Origin of the sequence: Haemophilus parainfluenzae, assembly GCF_014931395.1 — a bacterium.
Classification (GTDB): domain Bacteria; phylum Pseudomonadota; class Gammaproteobacteria; order Enterobacterales; family Pasteurellaceae; genus Haemophilus_D.
On the sequence record NZ_CP063120.1, the window covers coordinates 2073531 to 2093161 of the forward strand.

Genomic DNA, 19631 nt, shown 5'->3' on the forward strand with positions numbered 1-19631 from the left:
TTTCGATCTGAAGATCTGCGTTAAGACAACATTTCTCCAAACCAAGATGTGGTTTGTTTCACCAACTGCGAAATACCTTCCTGCGATTTAAATTGTTCTGTTTGACCCAATACCCTCGCCCAATAAGGATCGGCTTTTCTATAACTATAGTTATCGTCTTTCGCAAGAGATTCGATATTCGTTAAAACATTGTCAAAATTGACCGCACTTTCATCTTTTTCAATAAACTTCGCTATATTTTCCGTTGGAATGAGCTGAATTTGTTGCTGGCTTTGTAAATAAGCCTCGACATACATTTTCAGTTTCTCAAGTGCGGTTGATTTTTCTATTGTTTTTAATGTTAAATCCTTATCTTTAGCGATAATGCGTGGTGGCTGAGCGTTCTCTTTTGTCGCTAGTTGAATGAGATAATAAAGCCATGGACGAATGCGATAACGATCTTTATATTTTGCAAATCGCCATTCGATTATCTGATTTTCATCACCAAATAATGGCTCCATATAGCCAAATAAGCGAATATTGCCTTGTGCCGTTTCCACCATAAAATCGACACTCTCACTGTGTGGTGAAGAATAATCCTTAATTTTCTCTTTAAAAGCCAATACATCAGCACGAATGGATTGCGCGCAGACTTCCGCAAACTCGCCGCGTGGCATGATGCCTTTCACTCGCTGTTTCGCAAAATAATCGTTAAATTGCGCTTCCTCTAAATGCAATAACTCATTATTAATGCGATAACGATCCAAACCATTTAACGTGAAGTTTTCACTTTCTTCAATGCGATCGTCTTCATCTCGGAAATACACACCAAGCTGCTTTTCAAAAAAGAATTTCACTGGATTTTCAACAAAACTCACAAAACGATCGAGCTCAATTTCTGTTATTGGCTCTTGATTTTCGCTCATCGGCACAACAAATTCATGACATTTTCGTTCTTGGAATTGAGCAATCGGCAACCATTTTTTCGCAAAAGAGCGGTTAATTTTCCCTTCATGTTGGAAATTGCTTGGGCTAAATACCGTCATTGGATGTTGTTCAATCCTCAAGCCATCGTCTGAATAATGATTAATATAATCAACCAATTGGCTCACCAATACTGAAGGCTCTTTAGGTTGATTATCAATAATTGAAGAGCCCACATAACTGACATAAAAATGAGTTCTTGCAGCCAGTAAGGCTTCAAGGAATAAGTAACGATCATCATCTCGACGAACACGATCGCCTTTTTGATGATGATATTGCATCAAGTCAAAACTATTTGGCGTATGACTACGTGGGTAATCCGCTTCATTCATTCCGAGCAAACACACCACTTTGAAAGGAATGGAGCGCATTGGTAAAAGTGTACAGAAATTCACTTTCCCCGCTAAGAAGCGAAGGCTATTTGGTGTTTCTTCTAAACGCGCAGACATCACTTCCGCAATCACATCCGCTTGCAAGGTTTCTTCAAAATTGACGGCCTGCAAATCATCGGCAAAGGCATTGATACAATCTTGAATATAAAATAAAGTATCCGCCGTTTCTTCATTTTGCACAAAGAAATCCGTCAAAAGTGCGGTCAATTTTTCACGCCATTTTTCAATATTGTGTGCCTTTTGCAAATCTTGATGCCATTTATTTAAGGCCGTAAAAAATTGATTCACCGCACCGACTAACTGCCCTTTCAATCCATAGCTACTATCAAGCCCTAGACTGTCTTGCCAAACGCCTTGCTCTTCACGCATCGCATAGCCTAAAGTCATACGTTCAAGTCCCGCCTGCCACGCATTAAAATTCAGTGTATTCTGCCGTTTTTCCAAACCAAAGCGGATACCCGACTCTTTCACCCATTCACGAATTTGTTCGAGATCGGCAAGGGCAATATTAAAACGTTCACGGATAGCGGGGATATCCAATAAAGCCAACACCTCTTCCGCGCCAAACTGACTTTCTTTTAAATTTAACAGGGAAAGATAGCTCGACACGATCACATCACTTTCAGACAATTTACTGTCAGAAATTGAGAACGGAATAACAGGTGCGTCCGCACTATTCGCCCCAAAGACAGCCTGAATATAAGGCGTGTATTGATTAACATCGGCCACCATGACCACCACATCTTTTGGTGTAATCTGTTCTTCTTTTGGTTTATGCTGATTCTGATTGAATAAATCCAACAAATAATCATGTAGCACTTCAACTTCGCGCATCGCGCTATGACAAGATTTCATCACCAAAGAGCGGTCATTTTTCGCGACATTTAATGCACCATGGCTTAACGTCAAAATTTGATTTTGGATCTGCCCTAACAACGTTTTTTCGGGAAGTTCGGCATAATAATCACGGGAAATAGCTTGAATATTTTCTTCATCACGCACTAATTGATAGAGAAAATCCCGTCCCATTTTTCCCCAAGAGGCTAAAAGCGGATTTCCGCTGAACAATTCTTCTTGTTGATTGGTGTAATCAAGGTCGACAGGTTCCCATGACACTTGCTCGACTGAAATTAAAGGCTTCACATCATCACTGGCTTGCACGAAACGCTGTCTTTCTAATAAATAAGATTTACTCAGATCTCGCAAATCTCCCCAATATTCTTGGCATGGGTTATTAAAGAATAAATGCACGTCTGTTTTAGCTGAAATACCTTGGAAAATATTGAGATAAACTATTGGCAATGCTGGAATACCAAAAATAAAAATACGTTCCGGCAAGTTGAGTGTCGCATTGGGATCACGACATAATGCTAAAAATTGTTGATTGAGTGCAGCACGATGTTTTGCTTTTCCACCGAAATCACGTTGGACATCATCCACCAAGGCTCGCCATAAAATTCCCTGCCAGTGAATATTGCCTTTAATTTGAGAAAGAAAGGTAGGATTTAACGCCGAAAGCCCCTGCTTTTGCTGATTAATTTGAGCCAAGATCTTTTCATCGTTATTTTCTTCCCATGCGGTAATCCATTCGGGACGATAGACGAGATATTGGTCAAATAAATCGGCAACTTTTAGGCTTAATTGATAAAGTTTTTGCTGTTCTGATGCCGGTGAGGACGCTAAATATTTTTTTAACGGTTCAAATTCTTTTTGCTGTAAAAAGGTGGGGATTAATCGCATTAATCGCCATAACGTTGAATCTTTTTCAAAAGGGTTTTGCGTGGAAACATTGGGTAAATTATCGGCGTAAATTTTCCAAATAAAACTGGAAGGCATGGGGAATTGGAAATTCGCTGCAACGCCGCGTTTTTTAGCAATTTCCATTTGCAACCATTGTGCCATACCCGGACTTTGCACCAACACAATGTCAGATTGAAATGGATCATGCTGAGGTAGATTTTCTAACAGCGAAACTAAAATATCCTTTTGAATTTCTGGTTGGTTTGAATAATAAGTAACGAACAAAGTAACGCCCTTTTGAAAGCAAAAACAATGCGTTATTTTACTCGGTTTTCAATAAAAATTCACCTTGAGGATAGCGTATATTCACTTGATGATGGCTGCATTGAATTGCAAATTGAATGCCATTTTGTTGTACGCTATTTTCACAAGACAAGCCTAGAAACTGGCGTTGAACCTGATTCTCAGCAATTTGAATCGCCTGAAATTCTTGAAAAATTTTGACCGCACTTTTCCGTTGCTCGGTCGTCCATCGGTTAAAGATCAAAAATAACCCGCTGAAAATTGATAAGGCTAATAAAAGTGACATTAACGACATACCTTTATTCATGTTGATCTTGCGCACTTAAGTCACTCCAACTTTTATCCACCAAACGCCATTGGCTATATTCTTGTACGAGTTTTGTTACCACGGCTTTACCGTAAGCCACCGTCACGCCCTCCTCTAACTTAAGCGAACCACCTGTAATCACTGCACCACTTATTCGCCCTTTGCCGGTTAAAGTTAAATCCCCTTCTGCTAACAAAATGCCACTCACATTCCCTTTAACCTCTAATTGGTTTTGCGTTATCCAATACACTTGTAGTGTTTTTTGAGCAGTTAAAGTAGTATCTACTTTCACAAAGTGCGGTTGAAAATCAGCTTGTTTTTCGCTGGAAATAAAATCTTGCAGCATATTTTCATTAATGCCTTTTGTGGGCGATTTCTTAAATAACTCTGCTCGTTTACACCAAACAGAATAGGCTACTTTATCCTCTGCCCCATTAGACTCGAAAAAGACTTGTTTCACTTTTTCAGCACCATTTAAAGGCAAGTTTTGGCAAATATGTTTTTGTTGCTGCTGACTGATTTTCTGTAACGCCAGGCCTTGTTCTACATAATATTTTCGCTGACTCATTTGAGCTCGAAAAAATGCAAAGATCTGTTCATCAAATAATAAGATCAGCGCCAATAAGCCTGAAAGTAAAATCAGTGCCGTCAGTGTCACAATCCCTTTTTTCATGATCATTCTTCTTGATTTAATAAAGGCACTACAAGCGAAGTTTCATATTGAATATGCTTATATGCGGCAAGATGCCCAGTGAGTTTAATTTCAATCCCTTTCCCTGCCTTTAACCAATCAAAACGTAATTGAGAAATCTCAAACTCTTTTTCATCCAATAAATCAGTCCATCCACCACCAGCGTTACAAGTAGATTGCGCTAAGGCTCGCTGACACTCTGCTGAGCGACAATCTGTATTTACTGCATTTTTGTAGGTTTGTTTGGTTTCGATCATTTTGCCGTTAAGTTTGTAACCAAATAGCTCTTTTTCGATATTTTTCGCCACATTTTTAACGCCATTTACGCAGGTATTTTTTGTGTATTTTTCACCAATACAACCATTGCTATTCAAATCATAAAAAAACAAAACACAACTATTTGACGGGGCATTATCAGCTTGAGCAATGGTTATTGCAGTGCCCTTTTCATCCAATTCAAATAAAGCCAGATTATCCTCGATGAGTTTTTGGTTTGCGCTCCGAAAGCCTACGCGACGCAAATCTTTCCCGATGAGTTGAATTGTACGTTGTAATTCCGTTTGTAGTTTGAGTTGTAACATTAAACGCTGATTCTGCTGTTGAGTTTGGGCATAAAATTGTGCAACCAATAGCAATAATAAAGCGGATAAGCCAAGTGAAATCAACAAACTCACCAATGTTTCGCCTTTTAATGGTTTCATCTTGTACATGCACTCGCCGCTTGATCAGACTTTAATTTAATACTGCCTACATTGAAAAAAGAGAACAATGTACGATGCTCTTCAGCCTGTAACATAAAACAATTCGTTTCCATGGTATTTCTTGCTCCATTAAATTTCACCGCCACTTCTGACGGATATAATTTAGGGCCTATAAGCATCGTTTTTCCTTCAAAATAAGGATAGTAAAAATGTGCATAAAGGTTTTTAGGACAATCCTGGGGATGAAAACAATCACAAAAATGATCGCTTTTTACTTGAGCGGTGATACACCAACGTTGATTCGCCCTATCTTGATTGGCTAAAATAAACCAAATTGCCGATGAGTTTTCTGCCCTCGCTTGGATATTACGTAAGAAAAAATAAAGCCGTTGTTGCTCTTTTTCGAGAAAATATTTGGGATCGTTTTTCTGCCATTTAGGCAATGCAAACGCCAACGTTACGCTTAAAATAAATAATGCAATCAAGGTTTCTAATAAGGTTATCCCTTTATACATAAAATGCCTTCTTTTTTGACCGCACTTTAAAAGTCCTTCAGAAGAAAGCCAAATTTACTACTTTATTTTTGCGATACTGATCGCAAATTTGCTTTAAAAAACGGGAAAAACCGTGAATTAAACATTTTCAACTGGCTATTTACTAAAACTCCCTTATAATAGGCGACCTATTATCTGTTCTTTAAAATCTGGTGGAAATATGAATCCAATGTTAAATATCGCTATTCGTGCGGCACGAAGAGCGGGCAACGTGATTGCTAAAAACTATGAACGCCGTGATGACATCCAAACAAGTAAAAAAGGTATTAATGATTATGTGACCAGCGTCGATAAAGCCGCTGAAGCAGAGATCATTGAAATCATTCAAAAATCTTATCCTGATCACACAATTATCAGTGAAGAACGTGGTGCATTAGAAGGCAAAGACAGTGATATTCAATGGGTAATTGATCCACTAGATGGCACAACCAACTTCGTAAAAGGTTTGCCACATTTCTCCGTTTCTATTGCTATCCGTGTAAAAAACCGTACCGAAGTGGGTGTGGTTTACGATCCTATTCGTAATGAATTATTCACTGCTGTGCGTGGTGAAGGCGCAAAATTAAATGAAGTGCGTTTACGTGTAGATAGCCAAAATGAACTTAACGGGGCAATTTTAGCCACCGGTTTCCCATTCAAACAACCAAGTTTGATGCCAACTCAATTTGCCATTATGAATAACTTAATTGATGAAGCAGCTGATTTCCGTCGTACAGGTTCTGCCGCATTAGACCTTTGCTATGTGGCTTCTGGTCGCGTTGACGGTTATTTCGAAATGGGCTTAAAACCTTGGGATTGCGCAGCAGGTGATTTAATCGTGCGTGAGGCCGGCGGTTTAGTGTGTGATTTCAATGCGGGTCACGGCTATTTACGCTCAGGCAATATCCTGGCTGCACCAGCACGTATTTTAAAAGAAATGCTAAATAAAATTCAGCCTTGCTTAACCGAACAAGTGAAGTAAGCCTCAATAAAAAGTGCGGTGGATTTCACCGCACTTTTTTATGACTAATTTCTTTCGAGTGGCTTTCTGTTTTCTTCCGTTTCCGGCTCCAGATCCAATTTTGCCATAAGAAGTTGATCGCCATCTTCTTCTGGGTTACCTGTTACTAATAATTTATCCCCATAGAAAATGGAATTCGCGCCAGCCATAAAGCACATGGCTTGCATTTCTTCACTCATGCCTTGACGACCAGCAGAAAGGCGAACATAACTTTTTGGCATGGTAATACGCGCTACAGCAATGGTGCGAACAAACTCTGTCCAATCTAAATCAGCTGCATCAGCCATTGGCGTGCCTTCCACTTTCACTAATTGGTTAATCGGCACTGACTCCGGCTGAGGATCAAGATTTGCCAAACTTGCGATTAGGCCTGCTCGCTCTTTACGGGTTTCATTCATGCCCACAATACCGCCACAGCAAACTTTCAAACCAGCATGACGCACTTTTCCTAGTGTACTTAAACGATCATCAAAACGGCGTGTGCCAATGACATTGTGATAATTCTCTGGCGCGGTATCTAGATTGTGGTTGTAATAATCCAATCCTGCATCTTTTAACTCTTCCGCCATACCATCTTGCAACAACCCAAAGGTACCGCAAGTTTCTAAGCCAATATCTTTTACCGCACGAATAATCGCCGTCACTTTTTCCATATCTTTAGGCTTAGGACCACGCCATGCTGCGCCCATACAAAAACGTCCTGCACCACGTGCTTTCGCAATTTTGGCTTTTTCGACAATTTCATCAATATCCAAGATCTGCTGATTTTGTACACCTGTTTGATAACGCGCTGATTGAGGACAATAGCCACAATCCTCTGGACAACCACCCGTTTTAATCGACATCAACGTCGATAACTGTATCGCGCCTGGATTGAAATGCTCTCGATGCACTTGAGCCGCACGATAGATTAATTCTAAAAAAGGTGTCTCAAATAACGCTTCCACTTTACAAACAGACCAATATTCTGCTGAAGGATGAGGTGTAACGGATGAAAGCTGTACTACATTTGTGGTTGTCATTATATTTTCCTCGTTTAAGCAACGTTGCTTTTATTAAGTTGAGCATATTACTCTGCAATAAGATAAAAAGAGATCAGATCACTTTTCCTTGATGAATTTCGATCACTCGATCAATATGCCGTTCAATTTCTTTAGGTTGATGCGTTACCAGTAACATGGTAAGTTTTTTTTCTTCACATAATTGATCCATTAAATCCTGCATTTCAATGCGTAGTTTAGGATCAAGCGCTGAAAAAGGCTCATCCAATAATAAAATGGGTTTATCTCGTAGCAAACAGCGTGCCAACGCCACTCGCTGTTTTTGTCCACCTGAAAGTGCGGTCGGTTTTCTCGTTAAAAAATCCTGTAAATTGACCGCACTTGCAGCTTGTTCTACAAGTGCTTTTTCTTCTGCATTTAAGGCTAAATTCGGTTTTAAACCTAAGGCGATATTCTCTTCTACGGAAAGATGAGTAAAGAGATTGTTTTCCTGAAATAGCATGGAAACGGGGCGTTCAAAAGGTGCCGTTTTGGTATGATTTTCATCATTAAGCCAAATCTCGCCACTATCAGCATATTCAAATCCGGCAATTAAATTCAGCAAGGTACTTTTTCCTGCACCACTTTCCCCAATGATGGCAACTTTTTCTTGCGCTTGAATCTGTAAATCAAACACCATCGGCATGGATTGATAATTGAAGACTACATTATCTAATTTAATCATGTTGTTCCTTCTGCCCTTCAATAAACATAAATAAGCCTAAACATAAGCCCCATAAAATCAATGCCGTCAATGCCGCTTCTTGGCTTCGATATTGCCCGATTTGTTGATAAAGCAAATGAGGCAACGAAGTGAAGTCAGGGCTACCAAATAAGGCTATCGCTGTAAAATCGCCGAGTGATAAGGTCGTTGCAAGCGCCAAGGCATATTTCAATGGGGCTTTTAGCAGCGGATATTCAATTAAACGAAAACGCTGCCAACCTGTAATATTCAGCGATAAACAAAGTTTTTCATAATATTGCATCGATTGATTCATTGGCGTATTAAGAATTTTGATGACAAATGGCAAGGCAGCCAAGGCGTTACAAACAGATACCACAACAAACAAATGCCCTGCTGAAAAATCAATATCTTGCAACCAAAGGAATAAGCCAACTGCTAAGACAATCGTCGGAATGGCTAAAATCATCATGCCCCCCGTTAAAATTAAGTGGGCTAATTTGGGGTGATATAACCATTGCAGCTGTCTTGAAAGCAATAATAAGAAAAATCCAGATAAGACCGATAAAATCCCGGCTGTCGGAGCCATGGTTAATGAATAAGCGAGTGCTTTCCATAATTGTGGATTTTGCCAATAGCCAAATAATTGAGTTGCAGATAAACCTTGAAAAACAATATTGAATAAGGGACTTAAAATAAATAAGCACACCGAGAATAAAACAAAAACATGTCCAAATTTGACCGCACTTGAAGAAGGCAAAACCCAGCGATAACGCTGTGAAATCTGGGTTTCGGGTGCTGTTGCCCAATATTGTGAAAGTGAAAATAACGCAAAACAAAACGCAAATTGTACAAGCGCAAAAAGTGCGGCTTTGGGTAAATCAAATTCAAAGAAAATGGCTTGGTAAATGGCAACTTCTAATGTGCTGTTTTGTGGCCCGCCACCCAGTGCCAAGACAATCGTAAAACTGGTGAAGCACAGCATAAAAATCAATACAAAGGCTGACACGATTTGGCTTTTCAAATAAGGCCATTCAATTAAACGGAAAAATGTGAAACCTTTGATATTCAATTGTGCCGCAAGTTGGTGCTGTTCGGTCGGTACACTTTGCAAAGCCTGTAAACTCATTCGGGCTGCTAAGGGAATATTAAAAAATAAATGGGCAATGAGAATGCCGCTTAAACCATAAATGGAGGGTTTCCATGAAATACCTAGGGTTTGCAGCAGTTGTGTTAGCCAACCGGCAGTGCCATAAATACCAATTAGACCGAAAATAGCCAGTAATGCAGGCAAGACAAAGGTAAGTGAAAAAATGCGTAAAATGAGCGATTTGCCTTTGAAATCTAAATAGAAAAAAGCGCGTGCAAATAAAGTACCAATTATGCTAGAAAGCAAGGCTGACAAGAATGCCTGCCCGAAGCTAAAGGCGATGACTTGATGCAAATAATCGTCTTTTAAGAAATCAGATAAGGCATAATCACTTCCTACTGAAAAAACCGCAGAAAGGGAAAAACCATAGAGTAAAACAATGAAAAAAATGACCGCACTTCCGCCCAAATAATGGCGAGGACGAAAATGCGGATGTTGCAATAAGCGCATTAATACTATTTAGATAAGGCTTTTTGCCATTGATTGATCCAGCCTTTCAGCTGCTCACTTGTTACCGTTGTGGTATCTAAAATACGCATTGATTTTGCGCGAGAATTAAGCTCATCAATATGACTTTCGATATTGGTCTCTACCACGGGTAACATCACATTATTTTTAGCAATATCCGCTTGAGCTTGCGGTGAAAGTAAGAATCCTAAAAATTCATCAGCACAGGCATTATTGCGGTTAGCGACTTTTGCCGTGACTTCAACTTGTAATACGCTCCCCTCTGCAAATTCCGTTGCCACATAATTGTCTTTTTGTTCAGAAAGAATATGGTAAATCGGTGAAGTATTGACGCTTAAAACCAGATCACCTTCGCCTTTTAAGAAGGCCCCATAAGACTCAGTCCAACCTTTGGTGACCGTGACCGTATGTTTAGAAAGGGTCTTCCAGGCATTTGCGACATCTGCTTCTGGATAAACTACATTCATCCAAAGTAATAAACCACGTCCAATACTGCTTGTACGCGGATCTTGATATAACACTTTAAGATCTTGACGCTCAACTAATTCTTTTAAGCTCTTTGGTGGATTAGTCAGTTTATTCTTATCATAAATAAACGCATATTGTGCATAATCGAATGGTAAGAACGTGTGATTTTCCCATTTAATTGGTAAACGTAACTGGCTTAAATCCACTTTATTTGGCTCAAAAATATTGAGTTTTTGTGCATCCTCAATTTGATAACTATCTAAACCGAGCACTACATCCGCCTTAATTTTTTTACCTTCTAGACGGACACGGTTAAACAAGGTGCCATTATTATCAAAAGCCACATAATTCAGCTTACATTGCGGGAATTGTTGTTCAAAAGCTGCTTTAACTTTTGGTCCAGCGCTCCAATCAGCACTAAATGAATCATAAGTATAAACATCTAATGTTTGAGGAGCTGCTTGTGCGAAAGCGGAAGCGGTAAAAAGTGCGGTTAAAATGGAAAGCGTTTTGTTCATTATGCGTTCTCCTTATTTTTGCATAACGAAACAGCATAATGAGATGATTAGTTTCCTACGCCAGCATTATCTGTTTCAGGTTCACGGGTATTTCTCAGCCATTAATATAGGCACCCCGACTAACGCGACGTAGTCTATCTTAAGGAAATTTAATCAACAAGTTATTTCATTTAAAAATGTTAATCTGATCACACTTTTATATCTGGTTTATCATTTTTTGAGCAAAAGAAAACCTGCTAAAAAGCAGGTTTATCTTGGTAATCTAACGCCAATTAAGCTTGATGTTTAGCCGCTACTTCGCTTAATAAAGTTTGAAGTTCGCCAGCTTGATACATTTCTAAAATAATATCACAACCACCAATTAACTCACCTTCTACCCATAATTGTGGGAAAGTTGGCCAGTTTGCATAAGCCGGCAATTCAGCACGAATATCTGGGTGTTGAAGAATATCAACATAGCCGAAAGGCACTTTGCAATTCATTAATGCTTCAGATGCACGCGCAGAGAAACCACAAGAAGGTAATTTTGGTGAACCTTTCATGTAAATTAAAATTGGATTTTCAGCGATTTGTTTTTTGATTTTGTCTAACGTTTCCATAATGTTCCTTGTTCAAATAAGTCTGAATAGGGCGCTATTCTAGCATAAGATAGAACCTGAGTGAAAGACTTGGTCTTACCAACTTCCACCTGCTCCACCGCCACCGAAGCCGCCGCCACCAAAGCCACCACCGGAAGAACCGCCTCCGCCGAAGCCACCTCCAAATCCGCCACCGAAACCGGAACCACCACCACGACGACGAGAAATCGTACTTTGACGAATGATTTTATTCAGTTGGTCGCGTTGATTCGGGCTAATATAGACTTCATCTTTGTGATATTGGAATTCACCAAATAATACAATGGCAATAAACGCCAATACCATTAAGAATGGGATATACTTATCGAACGCATCTTCTTCAACTTGTGCTGCATCAAACTCGCCTTTACTTGCCGCAATAATTTGGTTTAAGCCGTCATTAATACCTTGCGCATATTGGCCTTGTTTAAATTGTGGCAAAATGGCTGAACGGATGACTTGCGATAAAAAAGCATCCGGTAATACACCTTCTAAACCTTGCCCTGTTGCGATAAAGACTTTACGATCATCCTTCGCAATCAGCATCAACACGCCATTGTTCAGATTTTTTCGTCCAATGCCCCATTTATCACCTAAAGCAAAGGTATAATCAGCAATTTCATATTCACCGGTTGTCGGAACTAAAACGACAGCGATTTGTGAACTCGTTTCTTTACTATAAGCAATCAATTTATTTTCTAAAATTTGCTTATGTTCTGTAGAAAGCGTATTAGTGTAATCGTTAATGTAATGGAAAGGATTTGGTGCAGGCGGAAACTCTGCCGCAGCAACCACTTGAGCAAAAAAAACAAGGCTAAAAATAACCGCACTTTTCATAAAAGATAAAAGCTTAGCCATTAATAATTACCTCATTAGATAATTCATTCGCATCATCAGGCTGAATGGGAAAATGGCGAGATAAAATATCACTGATACGATCAATCGCATCCACAATGCCTTGTGTATAAGCTTTTTGTTTAAACTGCTCAATCATTAAATCACATTGTAACTGCCAATAAGCCACATCAACAAATTGATGAATGCCTTTATCACCTACGATTGCACAGAGATGATTTTTATATCCCACATAAATCAACACGGCATTTTGTGCCGCTGTTTTATGCATTTCCAGTTCATCAAACACTTCTAAAGCACGTTCCATTGCAGACAGTTGTGCAGAAGCCTTTGGTACTTTGCGTTCAATATAAACACGTAACTCAGCCGAACTTAAGCTTTCGAGGCGACTAATCGCCGCCTCGATTTGCTTTTTATCTACCGGAATTCTGGAAAAGAATGGCATAGATAAACCTTAGTTAAAGTTTACAGTTGGTGCGTTTTCTGCGCCAGTAGCTGATTTAAAGTAAGGTTTAGCTTTAAAACCAAAAATCATTGCAGCTAATTTAGTTGGGAATTGACGTACTTTTTCATTATAAATACGTGCTGCTTCATTAAATTTATTACGAGCGACATTGATACGGTTTTCTGTACCTTCAAGTTGCGCTTGTAAGTTCATAAAGCCTTCGTTCGCTTTTAATTGTGGGTATTGTTCTACAGTTACAAGTAAACGAGATAATGCTGAGCCTACTTGATTTTGGTTTTGTTGGAATTCGTTTAATTGTTCTTCCGTTAAATTAGACGGATCAATTTTAGTTTGTGTCGCTTTTGCACGCGCTTCGATTACATTGGTTAATGTTTGTTGTTCAAAATTAGCTTGACCTTTTACAGTATTCACTAAGTTTGGAATTAAATCAGCACGACGTTGATAAGATGATTCAACATTCGCCCAAACAGAATCAATTTCAGTTTCTGCTTTAACTAAGCCATTGTAGCTAGACATTAAGCCTAAACCTGCAGCAACGGCGATAATAATCAAGATAATCCACTTTTTCATTCAAAAATTCCTTTAATTTGTAAGTTTAATTTATATAAGAAAAGACCTAAACCGAAGTTTAGGTCTTCTAATGCTAATCCGTTAATGGATAACTAAATAAAATTATTTAGTACCGTTAACTGCGATTTCTACACGACGGTCTGGTGCTAAACAAGCGATAAGCGCTTTACGACCTTTAACCGCGTCACAAGTAGAACCTGTAACTGGGTTAGCTTTACCGTGACCAACTGCAGAGATGCTTTGAGCTGGAACACCTTTAGCTACTAAGTAGTTAGCTACAGAGTCTGCACGACGTTGTGATAATTTCACGTTTGGTGCATCTTTACCGATACGGTCTGTATAACCAGCAACAGCTACGTTAGCGTTGTTGATTTGAGCGATTTCACCGTAGATACCGTCTAAAGTTGCTTTAGCTTGTGGTTTTAAGTTAGCTTTACCGAAAGCGAAAGTTACATCAGAGCTTAAGTTGAAAGTTTTGCTTACAACTTCAGGTGCAACAACTGGAGCAGCACCTTGACCGAAACGGTAAGATAAACCAGCGTTGATAGAACCGATCCATGGGTTGTAATCTACAGAGCTGTTCTCAGTAGCGCCAGTACGTAATTTACCTACGCGAGCTAACCATTGATATTCAAGACGTAATGCTAACTCTGGTAAAGATGGTAATGCGTATTCAAAACCAGCTGCGAATACTGGAGATACACGTAAGCTGTGCTCACCAGCACCGTGAACGCGTGCACCTTTTGCATTGTACACTTTATAGTCAGAACGAACTAATGCTGCGCCTGCACGACCGTAGAAGTCTAAACCTTCTAAAGCAGAAGTTAAACCACCTAAATCATAGCTACCTTTAACGCTTAAGTGTGCACCATGGTTAGTATGTTTGAAACGAGTAATACCATTGTGTTTGAATTTAGCACGACCAAAATCATCGTAACCTAATTCCACTGCTAAACCAAAGTTATCTTGGTTTAAAATTTGGTAACCACCAAACACACCGTAAGTAACAGAGTTACGATTGTAACCAGTACCGAAACCTAAGCTACGTGGATTAGTAACATCAGTGTTAGCTTTGATACCATCGTGGAAAGACGCTTGACCAGCTTTAGCACCTGCATAGAAGGTGTTTGCTTGTGGAGCTGCTTGAGCTACTGAAGCTGCTGCTAAACCAGCAACGACTAATGCGATTGCAGTTTTTTTCATTTTGATGTCCTCTATTTAGTCATCGTTATTAATAAGAAAAGTTTCCTTGTTTATTGTGAACTTTATAAAAAAGAAACACTCTAAACGTTGCTTAACTAGGGTTTTGAATTTGCCCTAACTTATCCTTTTGACAAATTCAATTCCTTTGCCATAGCCAAAGGAACGTTCAAAAGTATGGTTATTATCCTATAAAAACACCAAAGATCAAACTTTTTTTGCCCTTTTTGGTTACTTTATAGACAAACAACCCCTAAAATGAACGTTTGTTCACAAAAATCGGGTTAATTTTTAACCCGATTTCTATTCTAACAAAAAATATCTTTTGTTGAAATCGACTTTTTTTTGAGCTTCATATATCATCAAATTCACTTTCTTCTCTTTATATAGGTAAGTGATTTTATGTTGCCCCGTCTTTCTAATGTGCCACAACTTAATAACGTGGTAAGTGATTATCTTAGCGAACTCCAAAAACAGCATTTTGAAGGTGATATTGCCTCAAATTATGCTGACCGTTTAAGTCTTGCGACAGATAACAGCGTCTATCAACAACTTCCTCAGGCTATTTTGTTCCCTAAATCTGTTGCCGATGTGGTACGCATTACCAAATTAGCTAATCAAGAGAAATACCTTCATCTAACCTTTACACCTCGCGGTGGTGGCACGGGTACCAATGGACAATCTATTAATAACAACATTATTGTCGATCTCTCTCGCCACATGACAGGCATTTTAGAGCTTAATATAGAAAAACGTTGGGTTCGCGTTCAAGCAGGTGTAGTAAAAGACCAACTAAACCAATTTTTAAAACCTCACGGTTTATTCTTTGCGCCAGAACTCTCCACCAGTAATCGAGCAACCCTCGGTGGCATGATTAATACCGATGCATCTGGTCAGGGCTCACTGCAATACGGAAAAACCTCTGATCACGTTTTAGCATTACGTTCTGTTTTGATGAATGGTGAAATATTAGATACAAGTGCGGTCAAATCCGACGATGTTTTAGAAAACTATCCACTAGCAGAAAATGGAAAAACACTACATCAAACGATTTTCCAACGTTGTAAAGAAAAGCGCGCCTCAATCATTCAAGATTTACCACAACTCAATCGCTTTCTCACCGGTTACGATCTTAAGAATGTCTTTAATAACGATGAAAGTGAATTTAATCTCACCCGAATTTTAACGGGGTCAGAAGGTTCACTTGCATTTATCTGCGAAGCTAAACTCAATTTATTGCCGATTCCGAAATATCGTACCTTAATTAATGTGAAGTATAGCTCATTTGATGCCGCACTTCGCAATGCGCCTTTTATGGTGAAAGCCAATGCCCTTTCAGTTGAAACCGTCGATTCCAAAGTGCTGAACCTTGCTAAGCAAGATATTATTTGGCATTCAGTGAAAGAACTTTTAACAGAAGAAGAACAAAATCCAATTCTTGGTTTAAACATTGTTGAATATGCGGGCAACAATCAAGCTAAAATCGACAGCCAAGTGACCGCACTTTGTCAGCAATTAGATGAAAAAATTGCACAAGGCAAAGATCATATTATCGGCTATCAACTTTGTTCTGACTTGCCTTCTATTGAACGTATTTACGCCATGCGTAAAAAAGCGGTGGGGCTATTAGGTAATGCAAAAGGTGCGGCCAAACCGATTCCTTTTGTGGAAGATACCTGTGTGCCACCAGAACATCTCGCGGATTACATTGCGGAATTTAGAGCCTTATTAGATAGTCATAATCTGCAATATGGGATGTTTGGCCATGTGGATGCCGGTGTATTGCATGTTCGCCCCGCTTTAGACTTATGCGATAAAGAACAAGTCAAACTCTTTAAACAAATTTCAGATGAAGTGGCTGAACTCACCGTGAAATACGGCGGTTTACTATGGGGGGAACACGGTAAAGGTGTACGTTCTCATTATGGCGAGAAATTCTTTACTCCCGAACTTTGGCAAGAATTGCGTTATGTGAAATTTTTATTTGACCCAAATAATCGTCTGAATCCAGGCAAAATCTGTACGCCACTTAATAGCGATGCGGAACTCTATTCGATTCTCTCGCCGATGCGTGCGGATAATGATCGCCAAATCCCGATTCAGATGCGAGATGAATTCAAAGGTGCGATGAATTGTAACGGTAACGGACTTTGCTTTAACTTTGATGAGCACAGCATTATGTGTCCTTCCATGAAAGTGAGTAAAAATCGCGTATTCTCGCCAAAAGGACGAGCCGCTATGGTGCGTGAGTGGCTGCGATTGATGGCGAATGAAAACGTATCGCCTGATCAATTAGATTTTCATAAAACACAAGTGAAACTGACCGCACTTGTGGAACGTTTTCGCAATAGCGTGCAGAAATGGCGTGGTGAATATGACTTCTCACATGAAGTAAAAGCGGCAATGGATACTTGTCTGGCTTGTAAAGCCTGCGCAAGCCAATGCCCGATTAAAATTGATGTACCAAGTTTCCGTGCGAAATTTTTCCATTTCTACCACAGTCGTTATTTGCGCCCAGTCAAAGATCATATTGTGGCAAATTTAGAAGTTGCTGCACCTTATATGGCGAAAAAACCGGCATTATTCAATTATTTCACCAAGCTGAAAGTCACTCAAAGCTTGGTTGAAAAAACGCTTGGCATGACTGATTTGCCTCTCCTTTCTGAGCCAAACCTTCAACAACAATTAGTGGAAATTGGCTACCAAGGCAAAAAACTAGAAGAGTTGGAAGGTCTCAGTGCAACAGAAAAAGCCAATATGCTCTTTATCGTACAAGATCCTTATACCTCTTATTACGATGCTAAAGTGGTACGAGACTTTGTCGCTCTCACACAAAAATTAGGGTTCTCACCAATCCTTCTGCCTTTTAAACCGAATGGCAAAGCCATGCATATTAAAGGTTTTTTAGCTCGCTTTAGTAAAACCGCAAAAACACAAGCAGAATTTTTAAATCGCGTCGCCAAATTAAATGTACCTTTAGTCGGTGTTGATTCCGCCATTGTGCTTTCTTATCGAGATGAATATAAAGAGGCCTTAGGTGATTCTCGCGGTGATTTCCATGTACTCACCGCACATGAATGGCTGACCAATCAGTTAGAAAGTAGCACATTACAAAGTGCGGTGAAAAATATTGCAAAATCTGACCGCACTTTTGAGTGGCATTTATTCCCTCATTGTACTGAATCCACCTTTATGCCAAACAGCCCAAAAGAATGGCAGTATATTTTTGCGCAATTTGGACAAACCTTGAACGTTGAGAAAGTCGGCTGTTGTGGTATGGCGGGCGTATTTGGTCATGAGGTTCAAAATCAAACCATGTCAAAAGACATTTATGACGTATCATGGGGTAAAAAATTACAAGGTAAAGATCCGAATCATTGTCTCGCAACCGGCTATTCCTGCCGAAGCCAAGTGAAACGATATGAAAAAGCCATCTTGAAGCACCCTGTTCAAGCATTGCTTGAGATTTTAAATTAGACCTAGGAAGAATATATGATTTGGAAAAAACACTTTACCCTTGAGCAGCTTAATGAAATGGGGAAACATTGTGCTGTTGGGCATTTAGGCATTGAGATCTCAGCTTATGGTGAAAACTGGATTGAGGCAAAAATGCCTGTTGATCATCGCACCACTCAACCTTTCGGTTTATTACATGGTGGCGTATCTGTCGCATTGGCTGAAACCATTGGCTCGCTGGCGGGATTTCTCAGCATAGAAGAAGGTCAAGTTGCCTTGGGATTAGACATCAATGCCAATCATCTTCGACCAGTGAGACAAGGTTTTGTTACCGCAAAAGCAACACCAATTGCTTTAAGTCAAAATACCCATGTTTGGCAAATTGACATTCGCGATGAACAAGATAAACTTTGCTGCGTTTCTCGATTAACGCTTTATATCAAACATTTATGACTACAACTCAAAAAATTGGCATCATTTTATCGAACCTTGGTACGCCTGATGCCCCTCAACCCGCGGCGATCTCCCGTTATCTAGCAGATTTTTTAATGGATCCCCGCGTGGTCGATTTGCCTCGTTGGAAATGGTATCCCCTTTTAAAAGCCATTATTTTACCAATGCGTTCTAAACGCATTGCTCAAAATTATCAAGCTATTTGGACAGAACAAGGTTCTCCCCTGCTTTCCATTACAAAGCAACAACAAGCGGGTTTACAAGCTTATTTAAATGAACAAGGCATCAATGCACACGTCGAAATTGCCATGACTTATGGCAATCCTTCAATGCAAAATGCGGTCAAAAATTTACTTAAAAATGAGGTGGAGCACATGATTGTGTTGCCGCTTTATCCACAATATTCCAGCACCACAACGGGTGCATTAATCGATGCCTTCAATCGTGCCATCGCGCAAGAACGTAATATTGTGCCTTTTGAGTTTATTCATTCTTATCATCTTGATGAAAACTACATTAATGCTTTGGTGGATTCGATTAAAGTGCGGTTAAAACCTGATGAGTTTTTGCTTTTCTCTTATCATGGCATTCCATTGCGTTATGAAAACATGGGCGATTATTATCGTCAGCATTGTAAACAAACCACGATTGCCATTGTGGATAAATTGGGTTTAACCGAAAACCAATGGAATATGACCTTCCAATCTCGCTTTGGTCGTGAAGAATGGTTACAACCTTATACCGATCACTTTTTAGAAGAAGCGGCTTCTCAGGGCATTCAAAAAATAGCGGTAATTTGCCCAGGTTTTTCGGTAGATTGCTTAGAAACCTTAGAAGAAATCGAGGTTGAAAATAAAGAAACATTCTTAAATCATGGTGGTGTGTCTTATCACTATATCCCTGCCTTGAATGCTGAAAAAGCACATATTGAAATGATGGGGAAATTGGTTTTGAAGTTGAAATAGTGAATCTCCCCCTAGCCCCCTCTTTGCGAAAGAGGGGGCGCTTAATAGCAAATGAATGCTCTCCGTTCTTAA

General features: G+C 39.5%; 18 protein-coding genes and 1 riboswitch. Of the genes, 4 read left to right on the top strand and 14 right to left on the bottom strand.

All coding sequences use genetic code 11. The features are described 5' to 3' along the window. Window positions 1-20 precede the first annotated feature (20 nt). The 5 genes from recC to INP94_RS10280 are packed head-to-tail and all read right to left on the bottom strand — an operon-like array spanning window position 21 to window position 5612. The gene (recC, locus tag INP94_RS10260) at window positions 21-3380 is read right to left on the bottom strand and encodes an exodeoxyribonuclease V subunit gamma (RefSeq protein WP_197543564.1); all 3360 of its coding nucleotides are present in this window, start codon (window positions 3378-3380) and stop codon (window positions 21-23) included. Between the two features lie 37 nt (window positions 3381-3417). Further along, window positions 3418-3705 carry a DUF5374 domain-containing protein gene (locus INP94_RS10265; protein WP_197543565.1) on the bottom strand — a complete coding sequence of 96 codons (288 nt, stop codon included), beginning with the start codon at window positions 3703-3705 and terminating at the stop codon, window positions 3418-3420. After that, window positions 3698-4384: a DUF2572 family protein gene (locus tag INP94_RS10270; protein WP_197543566.1), complete on the bottom strand. Its 687-nt coding sequence runs from the start codon at window positions 4382-4384 to the stop codon at window positions 3698-3700. The genes INP94_RS10265 and INP94_RS10270 overlap by 8 nt, the downstream gene beginning before the upstream one ends. Continuing rightward, window positions 4381-5097, bottom strand: a complete 717-nt coding sequence (locus INP94_RS10275; protein WP_197544304.1) for a PulJ/GspJ family protein — start codon at window positions 5095-5097, stop codon at window positions 4381-4383. Before INP94_RS10275 ends, INP94_RS10270 begins: the two co-directional genes overlap by 4 nt. Beyond that, window positions 5094-5612, bottom strand: coding sequence for a prepilin-type N-terminal cleavage/methylation domain-containing protein (locus tag INP94_RS10280; RefSeq protein ID WP_197543567.1), 519 nt, complete (start codon window positions 5610-5612; stop codon window positions 5094-5096). The genes INP94_RS10275 and INP94_RS10280 overlap by 4 nt, the downstream gene beginning before the upstream one ends. A 199-nt stretch (window positions 5613-5811) precedes the next feature. On the opposite strand from INP94_RS10280, the gene suhB reads away from it, so the two are divergent. Then, complete coding sequence (suhB, locus tag INP94_RS10285; protein WP_197543568.1) at window positions 5812-6612, top strand: inositol-1-monophosphatase; 801 nt, start codon at window positions 5812-5814, stop codon at window positions 6610-6612. Window positions 6613-6656: 44 nt separating this feature from the next. Here suhB and bioB read toward each other — a convergent pair whose 3' ends face one another. From bioB to ompA, 9 genes are all read right to left on the bottom strand, one after another. Further along, entirely contained in the window at window positions 6657-7673 is a 1017-nt protein-coding gene (gene bioB, locus INP94_RS10290; protein WP_197543569.1) for a biotin synthase BioB, read from the bottom strand. 73 nt (window positions 7674-7746) lie between these two features. After that, window positions 7747-8376, bottom strand: a complete 630-nt coding sequence (thiQ, locus tag INP94_RS10295) for a thiamine ABC transporter ATP-binding protein (RefSeq protein WP_197543570.1) — start codon at window positions 8374-8376, stop codon at window positions 7747-7749. Beyond that, complete coding sequence (gene thiP, locus INP94_RS10300) at window positions 8369-9973, bottom strand: thiamine/thiamine pyrophosphate ABC transporter permease ThiP (protein ID WP_197543571.1); 1605 nt, start codon at window positions 9971-9973, stop codon at window positions 8369-8371. The genes thiQ and thiP overlap by 8 nt, the downstream gene beginning before the upstream one ends. Window positions 9974-9978: 5 nt before the next feature. Further along, window positions 9979-10977, bottom strand: a complete 999-nt coding sequence (gene thiB / locus INP94_RS10305) for a thiamine ABC transporter substrate binding subunit (protein ID WP_197543572.1) — start codon at window positions 10975-10977, stop codon at window positions 9979-9981. Between the two features lie 35 nt (window positions 10978-11012). After that, window positions 11013-11105: riboswitch (TPP riboswitch) on the bottom strand. A 144-nt stretch (window positions 11106-11249) separates the two neighbouring features. Further along, window positions 11250-11576: a Grx4 family monothiol glutaredoxin gene (gene grxD, locus INP94_RS10310; RefSeq protein ID WP_005699458.1), complete on the bottom strand. Its 327-nt coding sequence runs from the start codon at window positions 11574-11576 to the stop codon at window positions 11250-11252. Between the two features lie 75 nt (window positions 11577-11651). Beyond that, the gene (locus INP94_RS10315; RefSeq protein WP_070868112.1) at window positions 11652-12452 is read right to left on the bottom strand and encodes a TPM domain-containing protein; all 801 of its coding nucleotides are present in this window, start codon (window positions 12450-12452) and stop codon (window positions 11652-11654) included. After that, window positions 12445-12894 (bottom strand): TPM domain-containing protein, encoded by a 450-nt coding sequence (locus INP94_RS10320; protein WP_197543573.1) that lies wholly within the window; start codon window positions 12892-12894, stop codon window positions 12445-12447. The genes INP94_RS10315 and INP94_RS10320 overlap by 8 nt, the downstream gene beginning before the upstream one ends. 9 nt (window positions 12895-12903) lie before the next feature. Next, a complete protein-coding gene (locus tag INP94_RS10325) occupies window positions 12904-13485 on the bottom strand; it encodes a LemA family protein (protein WP_070868113.1) in 582 nt (193 codons plus the stop codon). Window positions 13486-13587: 102 nt separating this feature from the next. Next, on the bottom strand, window positions 13588-14688 hold the full coding sequence (gene ompA, locus INP94_RS10330) for a porin OmpA (protein WP_197543574.1): 1101 nt from the start codon (window positions 14686-14688) through the stop codon (window positions 13588-13590). 399 nt (window positions 14689-15087) lie between these two features. Here ompA and ydiJ point away from each other — a divergent pair, with 399 nt between their 5' ends. The 3 genes from ydiJ to hemH are packed head-to-tail and all read left to right on the top strand — an operon-like array spanning window position 15088 to window position 19559. Further along, a complete protein-coding gene (gene ydiJ, locus INP94_RS10335) occupies window positions 15088-18162 on the top strand; it encodes a D-2-hydroxyglutarate dehydrogenase YdiJ (RefSeq protein ID WP_197543575.1) in 3075 nt (1024 codons plus the stop codon). A gap of 15 nt (window positions 18163-18177) precedes the next feature. Then, the gene (locus INP94_RS10340; RefSeq protein WP_197543576.1) at window positions 18178-18594 is read left to right on the top strand and encodes a hotdog fold thioesterase; all 417 of its coding nucleotides are present in this window, start codon (window positions 18178-18180) and stop codon (window positions 18592-18594) included. Then, the gene (hemH, locus tag INP94_RS10345; RefSeq protein WP_197543577.1) at window positions 18591-19559 is read left to right on the top strand and encodes a ferrochelatase; all 969 of its coding nucleotides are present in this window, start codon (window positions 18591-18593) and stop codon (window positions 19557-19559) included. Before INP94_RS10340 ends, hemH begins: the two co-directional genes overlap by 4 nt. The last annotated feature ends 72 nt before the right edge of the window (window positions 19560-19631 follow it).